This is a genomic window from Verrucomicrobium sp. BvORR034 (assembly GCF_000739635.1).
In the GTDB taxonomy this organism is placed as follows: Bacteria; Verrucomicrobiota; Verrucomicrobiia; order Verrucomicrobiales; family Verrucomicrobiaceae; genus Verrucomicrobium.
In genome coordinates, this window is sequence record NZ_BATQ01000053.1 from 1 (window position 1) to 8,312 (window position 8,312).

Here is an 8,312-nt window from a genome sequence, read left to right on the forward strand (position 1 = left end):
GGCCACGGTGTGGATCCACCACAGGAGGTAGCTCCAAAGCACCTTCCGGGAGCGATTGAGACGGGAAAAGTAGCGCAACATGATCGGAACGGTTGCTGCTGGGAAGATGTCTGAGGTTGTCGTTCGTATTCTTACCCGATATGTTTAATCCCATGAAAATCCTTCGCTTCGCGCTTCTGGGCGCGGCCGCTCTGCTGGTGGGTGTTCTGCCTTTGCATGCACAAAATGGAGGTGTGGGGGACGACTTTGATCCGGCCGCGCTGCAGCAGCTGGCGGAGCGAGGCAATGCCGACGCGCAGTTTGAGCTGGGCATCCGCTATCTCGGAGGAGAAGGCATGCCAAAGGATGAGAAAAAAGCGGCCGAATGGCTGACCCGGGCGGCGGAGAAGGAGAAGCTGGAGGCGATGAATGCCCTGGGCACCATGAATGAAGAGGGCGTGGGCTTCCCGAAGGATGAGAAGAAGGCCTTCGAGTGGTATGAAAAAGCCGCCAAGTACGGTCTGGCCTTGGCGCAGCAGAATCTCTCCCAGTGCTACGAACTGGGCAAAGGCGTGGAGAAGAACCAGGCCGAGGCCAACAAGTGGCTGAAGCGCGCGGCGGACCAGGACTTTGCCCCCTCCCAGGCGATGTATGCCTTCAAGCTGGAGCGTGGACTGGGGATCGACAAGAACACCCGCGAAGCCGCAGAGTGGTACCTGAAGGCCGCGCAGAACGGCCTGATCCGGGCCATGACGCATCTCGCCTACCTCTACTACACCGGCACGGGAGTGCCGCTGGACTATCGCCGTGCTGAGGCCTGGTATCGCCGGGCGGCCCGCTCGGATGATCCCTGGGCCCGCAACGACCTGGCGTGGTTCCTGGCGGTGTGCCCGGACGACAGCTTTCATGATGGAGACAGCGCTGTGGAATTTGCGCGGAATGCCGTGGAAAAACTCAGTGGCAAGCAGTACGAGATGATCGACACCCTTGCCGCCGCCCTGGCACGCAGTGGCAAATTCGGCGAAGCCGTGCAGACCCAGATGAAGGCCATCGTCATGCTGGATGGCGACAAAGACGGCGACATCAAGCCTGAGGAGAAGGCCAAGCTGGAGCAGGAGCTCAGCGAGCGTCTGAAGACCTACAAGAAGCAGTCACCCTTCACCGAGAAAGATCCTACTCCAGAGACCGGTGCCAAGCCGCTGGTGGAAGATCGTATCCTGCAGGAGGAAGCCGTGCCGCGTCGCAGGGCAAAGCCCGCACCGAAGAAGGATCAGGACAGCGGGGACAAGCCGGTGGTGATCAGCTAAAGCTGGATCAAAAAATTAGGAATGATGAATTAGGAATTAGGAATGAACTGCGCCTGAGTTGCTCCCTGCTGAGAGGGTTGAGCCATTGGGTTCTCCATTCATCATTCCTAATTCAGAATTCCTAATTTTTAGTGCCTCACCCCACCGCGAACACACGCCGCTGATGGCAGGCCCAGGTTTCTTGGCGCACGTTTTCAGCGGGGGCTGGCAGGCGGCCGCCGCGGGCCCAGGGGGAGAAGGCGGGGAGAATCCAGTGGTGGTGGTGCACCGAAAGGCTGCGGCGCGAGCGGGGGCGCTGCTGGATGAGGGCGGGCAGTTTCATGGAGGTGCCCGCGCCGTCGTTGAGCGTGACGGCGGGATGCCAGTGGCCGGTGATCTGCACTGTGGCACCTGAGGTCGCTTCGGGGCAGTTCAGCACCTCCTGCGGGTTGTGACCGTGGTGGAAGAGGTAGCCTCCGTCTTCCCGGTGCCAGCGATGGAAGGTCCAGCGTTTGAGCAGGGCGGGGCGCTCGTGATTGCCCTCCAGGCAGATGAGGGCGGGCACTTGCGGCTGGAGGGCGGCGAGCAGGGTGAGGGTCTCCTCGGCCGAGCCGCTGCTGTCCATGATGTCGCCCGCGAGGATGAGCTTCTCCGGCTGGTAGTGGCGGATCAGGGCCTGGAGGCGCTTCCGGATGTCGCCCATGCCCCACTGGGGAAAGAGGCCGCCCGCCCGGCGCATCGTCAGCTCATAGCCATAGTGGAGATCCGCCACGGCGAGCCACCGATTGCCCGGATGCCACAGGGCCCCGCGACTGTCCAGGCACACATCCTGGTCTGGGCATACCTTTGCAGTAGCAAATACCAGAGTCTCGGCTAGAGGTGCGTTTCCGCTCACTGCCGCATAATTGACGACACTTCCCATGCAAGGACAAGAACATTCCGAATCCGAACTGCTGCAAATCCGCCGCGACAAGCTCAACACCATGGTCGCGCGTGGCATTGACCCCTTCGGCGGACGCTTTGACACGACTCACCAGCCGGGCGCACTGCGCCGCGATTTCCAGCCGGATCTGGAGGTGAAGGTGGCCGGTCGTGTGACGGCCCGTCGCACCATGGGCAAGGCAGTGTTCTTTGACCTCTCCGACATCACGGGGCGCATTCAGTGTTATGTGAACAAGAAGGAGATCGGCGATGAGGCCTTTGAACTCCTGACCGAGCTCGTGGACATCGGCGACTGGCTGGGCGTTTCCGGCAAGACCTTCGTGACGAAGACCGGTGAGCCCTCCGTGCACACCGAGACGCTGCAGGTGATGAGCAAGGCTCTGCGCCCGCTGCCGGACAAGTGGCACGGCGTGACGGATCGCGAGATCAAGTATCGCCAGCGGTACCTGGACCTCATCAGCAACGAGCGCAGCCGCGACACCTTCGTGCAGCGCAGCCTCATGGTGGCGGAGATCCGCCGCTTCCTGCAGGATCGTGGATTCCTGGAAGTGGAGACGCCGATGATGCAGGACGTTCCCGGTGGGGCTGCCGCGACGCCGTTCGAGACCTTCTTCAAGGCGCTGAACATGGCGATGTACCTGCGCATCGCGCCGGAGCTCTTCCTCAAGCGTCTGCTCGTGGGCGGGTTCACGAAGATCTTCGAACTCAACCGCAACTTCCGCAATGAGGGCCTGAGCCGTCGTCACAACCCCGAGTTCACGATGCTGGAGGCCTACTGGGCCTTCTCCGACTTCGAGCAGATGGCGGACCTCGTGGAAAGTATGGTCTGCCACCTGGCAGAGAAGTTCTGCGGCGGGCTGCTCATTGAGCACAAGGATGACGAAGGCAACGTGACCCGCACCATCAACCTCCAGCGCCCCTGGCGTCGTGCTCCCTACAAGGAGCTGATCAAGGGCGTGGCGGGCGAGGGCTGGTTCGAGCTGTCACTGGACGACAAGAAGGCGAAGTGCGCCGAGCTGGGCGTCGAGGTGAGCGGCGGCATGGTGGACTACGAAGTGAGCCAGCAGGTGTTTGAAAAGCTCATCGAAGAGAAGAGCTTCGACCCGCTCTTCGTCACCCATGTGCCTGCGGAACTGGTGCCCCTGGCCAAGCAGAACAAGGCCGACGGCAGCGTGGTGGACGTGTACGAACTGGTCATCAACGGTCAGGAAATCTCCCCGGGCTACAGCGAGCTGAATGATCCCATCGTGCAGCGCGAGCGCCTGGAACACCAGGCGGGCGAGGAAACTCAAAAAGTGGACGAGGAGTTCCTCCTGGCACTGGAATACGGCATGCCTTCCGCAGGCGGCATCGGCATCGGCATTGACCGTCTGGTCATGATGCTCACGGGTGCGGAGAGCATCCGCGATGTGGTGCTGTTCCCGCAGCTTAAGAAGAAGTAGTCAGTGGGCAGTGGGCAGTCATCAGTGGTCAAGGAGTTGGCTGCTGTTGGGTAGATGCCCAAATTTGAGCCTGCGATGGTGATAGACTTGCCATCGCGGGTGAGAGTAAAAGGAGGGAGGGACATCCTTGTCCCGGTCCTGTGGCGCGTCCCATGAGGGGAACTCAGCTTGTGCGTGTCATTGCGGGGCGGCGTCATGGGACGCTTGGTGCGAACCGGGACAAGGATGTCCCTCGCTCCTTTTACTGACTGCGAGGCGAAGCAAAGTAGTCAAGAGCTTCAGCTCGTCAGTCGAGCTACCCCCGTCTCCCAATACCGAGCTAAAGCTCTGCACTGCTTTCAGCTGCCGCTTGCCGCGTAGTCCGGTTGTGCCAACCGGCTGCGGGAGCGGAGAGAGAGTTACTTGGTGGGCGTTTGAGTGTGGTGGGAACTGCGGTGTCAGGGGGGCGCGATCGACTCAAACCTTCGTGCCTTTGTGCCTTCGTGTGAGAAATTCTCCCAGAAGCCTCGCTGAGACGTAGTTCAGTTTTTGACTCGAACCATGGCCTGGCTGGATCTCTCGAACGCTTCATCACTCAACGTGCTGTTCCTCACTGGAGCGGTGTTTGTGCTGGCGGGGGTGGTGAAGGGGGTGATCGGGCTGGGCTTGCCGACGGTGGCGGTGGCCTTGCTGGCGCTGGTGATGAGTCCCGCCGAGGCGGCGGCGCTGCTGGTGGTGCCTTCGCTTGTGACGAATGTCTGGCAGATCTGGCCATGGGGGACCTTGGGACCCATGCTGAAACGGCTGGGGGGCATGCAGATCGGCATTGTGGTGGGGAGCCTCCTGGGGGCGTGGATTCTGGGGGCTCCGGCGGGAAAGTGGGCCATGGTCGGCTTGGGCGCGGCACTCATCGGCTACGCGGGTTGGGCGCTCACGGGCGCTCGCATGACGGTGCGTCCGGAGTGGGAGCGCTGGCTGGGACCGCTCATCGGGGCCATCACGGGATTCGTCACCGCCGCGACGGGTGTCTTTGTCATTCCGGCGGTGCCGTACCTCCAGGCGCTGGGTTTGAAGAAGGACGAGCTGATTCAGGGCATGGGCATCTCCTTCACGGTGTCCACCGTGGTGCTGGCGCTGGGGCTGGTGATGAACAAGAGCTACCCGTCGGCCGTGCTTGGCAGCTCCGCGCTCATGCTTGTACCTGCCCTCCTCGGGATGTATGCGGGAACGTATCTTCGGTCCCGTCTGTCTCCGGCGCGGTTCCGCATTTGTTTCCTCGTGGGGCTGATTGCCCTGGGCGTCCACCTTGTGGTGGGGAAGTGAGGAGGAAGAATGGATTTTCAACTTTGCACTCCTGCCCCTCTTGCGGGATAGACAGGCAATGGCGAGCAAAAAGCCTTCTGGCGACCAAGTGATCACCCGTATGGGGCAGTACCTGACGTACCTGTTGGTGCGGGGGCTGGAGGCTGTGTTGAGTGTGCTGCCGCTGACCTTCTGCGCCCGGCTCGGGCAGTTCTTGGGGACGCTCTCCCACACCGTTTTCTCTGGCCCGCGCAAGCTGGCGCTGCGGAACCTGGAAATTGCCTTTGGCCGGGAAAAGGACCTCGACTGGCGGAAGGCGACGGCGCGGAAGCACTTCCAGAGCCTGGGGGCAAACTTCCTGTGCAGCCTGAAGTTCCAGGTGATGTCGGAGGCGGAGATCGCGAAGCGGGTCACGATTGAGGGCACGGAGCATGCTCAGGCGGTGGTGGCATCTGGCAAGCCGTTGCTCTACGCCATCTGCCACCTCGGGTGTTGGGAACTGCTCACGAACATTCCGTCCCTGTTCTGCTTCGGGCGGAAGCCTGCGACCGTCTACCAGCCCCTGAGCAATCCGTATCTGGAGGCCCATTTGCGCCACCGCCGGGAGAAGCTGGGATATGCGCTCTTCAGCCGCAGTGACGGCTTCGGCGCACCCATCAAGCACCTGCGCGAGGGGAGCAGCGCGATTGGCGTGCTCGTGGACCAGCACGCGGGGGACAAGGGCATCTGGTGCCCGTTCTTTGACCGGCTCGCTTCCACCTCCAGCCTGGCTGCCCTGATGGCCCTGCGTTGTGATGCGCCGCTGCTGCCGATGGCGGTGTACAACGACGGCCTGGCACGCTGGAAGCTGGTCATCTACCCACCGGTGAACAGCGGGGAGAAGAAGGCCACTGCGGAAGGGCTGACGTCCATGCTCAACATTGCCGTGGAGGTGCTGGTGCGCCGTGCCCCTGCTGACTGGTTCTGGGTGCACAACCGCTGGAAGACACCCAAGCCTGACTTCCTGCTCTCCAAGTATCGCCGCGGCATCGTCCTACCCAAGGGGTATGACGGCAGCCGCCTGCAGCCCTTCAACCTGCTGGTCCGTTCACCCAACTGGCTGGGGGATGCCTGCATGGCCATGCCCGCGATCCGGGCGCTCAAGCAGGGGAGGCCGGACATGCGGCTGACGATCTTCTGCCAGGCCAATCTCAAGGAGCTCTGGAGCGCGGTGCCGGAGGTGGATGCGGTGGTCACCAAGGCCAAGAAAGAAGGCATCAGCAGCGTGGCCCGACGGATTCAGGAATCGGGCCCCTACGATGCTGCCGTGCTCTTCACCAACTCCACCCGGTCCACGCTGGAACTGAAGCGGGCGGGCATCCCCAGGCTGGTGGGGTATCACGGTTCCCTCCGGTCCCGCATGCTGCACCAGGTGTGTCCGGAACCTGTGTCCTACAGGCCGCCGGAGCATCACGCCTACCGGTATCTACGTCTCGCCAAGTTCTGCGGGGCCAAGACGGATGACCCCAGCCTGTTCTCACCCACGGTGCCGCCGACTGGCGCTGAGGGGGCGGGCACCATCAGGGTGGGCATCTGCGCCGGGGCCGAGTACGGTCAGGCCAAGCGCTGGCCCATGGACCGCTTCGCCGGGGTGGCCGCCGCTCTCTCCGTGCAGTGGCCGCAGGTGGAGTGGCAGCTCTTTGGCGCTCCGGGGGAGAAGGCCATGGGGGAGACTCTCAGCCAGATGTTGAGCAACGTGAGCCATCGCAACCGCGTGGGGGCCACCACCCTGACCGAGCTCATTGCCGAACTTCGCGCCTGCCAGCTGCTGGTGACCAATGACACTGGCACCATGCACCTGGCTGCCGCCTTGGGCGTGCCCACCGTCAGCATCTTTGGCTCCACAGAGCCCGTCCTCACTGGGCCTCTGGGCGACCGGCACCGCATTGTGCGCCATCACGTGCCTTGCAGCCCCTGCTTCAAGCGGGAATGCCCCTTTGGCCACTATGACTGCATGACCGGCGTCACAGCGGAGAAGGTGGCGCGGCTGGTGGGTGAGGAACTGGGGAAAGGGCTGGCAGTGTCGGTTGCCTGATCCCGACCGAAGGGCCGCCACATGTCGGATTTACCGTAGTATGGCCATCATTTCTGCGAGTGCCGCGAACTGGAGGCCTTCTACAGAGGAGTAGCGGCCTTGCCGGGTAAAGGTGGTATAGTAGGAGTCAATGACCACCGGGGGCGACATGGGGAGAAAGACGACGACGAACTTGCCCATCGCCCCCACCACGAACTGGGCTTCCACTTGGTGGGTGGTCTGGTCCTCAAAGGAGAAAGGGCCGTAAGTCGGCATGTCCTCTCGGTGGAACCTTGTGTAAAAGATTTCTTCTGCCCGAAACTCATACAGCTTGGCCACCTTGGGTTTCACCACTTTGACCCGAAGTCCTTCTTTGACGGCAGCGAATGACTCGACCTCTCCGGCGGACACTGGCATGCGGCTCAGGAGGAGCAGGCTGAGGATGAGTTTCGTCCCTGTCTTCATTCTGTTCTCGGACCGATCACACGCCGACTGCTCGTCGAAGTCAATCCAGAACCAGATTGGCTAGGACGCTCCCATTTCTTTTCACTCGCAAGGGAACAAGCGGTGTGAGACCTTGGGGGCTCAACCTGTTGCGACTGTATTGCCTAGCCAGATGAAGTTCCTGCGTGTCGTTTTGCCTTTGTTGATCCTTGGAGGTTGTGCCTGGGGAGGATGGTGGCTGTACACCTCCCGTCCCGCGCCGAAGGTGAGCGAGACGGAGCCAGTCCTGGTGAAGGTGCAGGGGCGGATTCTGAAGAAGTCCACTTTCCCGGTGCAGGTCCGATCTCAGGGCACCGTGATGCCCCGCACCCAGAGCACACTGCTGCCAGAGGTGAGCGCGAAGATCGTGGAAGTCAGTCCGTCGTTTCGCGCAGGGGCCTTCTTTGAAAAAGACGAGGTCTTGCTGAAGCTGGATCCAGTGGACTACGAGACCGCCGTGGTGGTGGCCAAGGGACTTCTGGCCCAGACGGAGGCCCTGCTGGCAGAAGAGAAGGCCAAGGCAGAACAGGCGTTGGAAAACTGGAAGGCCCTGGGGCGCACCGGAGATCCCAGCGCGCTGGTGCTGAGGCAACCCCAACTGGCCCGCGCCGAGGCCGATGTGGCGTCGTCCAAGGCCCAGGTGATGAAGGCAGAGCGTGACCTGGACCGCACCGTGGTGCGGGCACCCTATGCTGGGCAGGTCTTGCAGCAGAGTGTGGATGTGGGGCAACTGGTCACTCCCGGGACTCAGCTGGCTAAAGTCTTTGCCGTGGACTATGTGGAGATCCGCCTGCCCCTGCCCGAGCGGGAGATGCGTTTCCTGAAACTCCCCGAGCGCTATCGAGG

General features: G+C 62.2%; 7 protein-coding genes. 5 read left to right on the forward strand and 2 right to left on the reverse strand.

Annotation, left to right across the window (positions count from 1 at the left end; translation table 11 throughout):
* The first annotated feature begins 152 nt into the window (after positions 1-152).
* Positions 153-1,286 carry a tetratricopeptide repeat protein gene (locus BV034_RS09925; protein WP_265592826.1) on the forward strand — a complete coding sequence of 378 codons (1,134 nt, stop codon included), beginning with the start codon at positions 153-155 and terminating at the stop codon, positions 1,284-1,286.
* Positions 1,287-1,422: 136 nt separating this feature from the next.
* On the opposite strand, the gene BV034_RS35900 is transcribed toward BV034_RS09925, so the two are convergent.
* On the reverse strand, positions 1,423-2,187 hold the full coding sequence (locus tag BV034_RS35900; RefSeq protein ID WP_265592827.1) for a metallophosphoesterase: 765 nt from the start codon (positions 2,185-2,187) through the stop codon (positions 1,423-1,425).
* Here BV034_RS35900 and lysS point away from each other — a divergent pair.
* From lysS to waaF, 3 genes are all read left to right on the forward strand, one after another.
* Positions 2,186-3,649, forward strand: coding sequence for a lysine--tRNA ligase (gene lysS, locus BV034_RS09935; protein ID WP_050026564.1), 1,464 nt, complete (start codon positions 2,186-2,188; stop codon positions 3,647-3,649). The genes BV034_RS35900 and lysS overlap by 2 nt on opposite strands.
* Positions 3,650-4,189: 540 nt before the next feature.
* Entirely contained in the window at positions 4,190-4,951 is a 762-nt protein-coding gene (locus BV034_RS09940; protein WP_050026566.1) for a sulfite exporter TauE/SafE family protein, read from the forward strand.
* 58 nt (positions 4,952-5,009) lie between these two features.
* Positions 5,010-7,004 (forward strand): lipopolysaccharide heptosyltransferase II, encoded by a 1,995-nt coding sequence (gene waaF, locus BV034_RS09945; RefSeq protein WP_050026568.1) that lies wholly within the window; start codon positions 5,010-5,012, stop codon positions 7,002-7,004.
* Between the two features lie 30 nt (positions 7,005-7,034).
* On the opposite strand, the gene BV034_RS09950 is transcribed toward waaF, so the two are convergent.
* Entirely contained in the window at positions 7,035-7,448 is a 414-nt protein-coding gene (locus BV034_RS09950; RefSeq protein ID WP_050026570.1) for a hypothetical protein, read from the reverse strand.
* 151 nt (positions 7,449-7,599) lie between these two features.
* Between BV034_RS09950 and BV034_RS09955 the strand changes: the two genes are divergently transcribed.
* Positions 7,600-8,312: HlyD family efflux transporter periplasmic adaptor subunit (locus tag BV034_RS09955; RefSeq protein WP_265592829.1), on the forward strand; the 713-nt coding region annotated here is incomplete at its 3' end.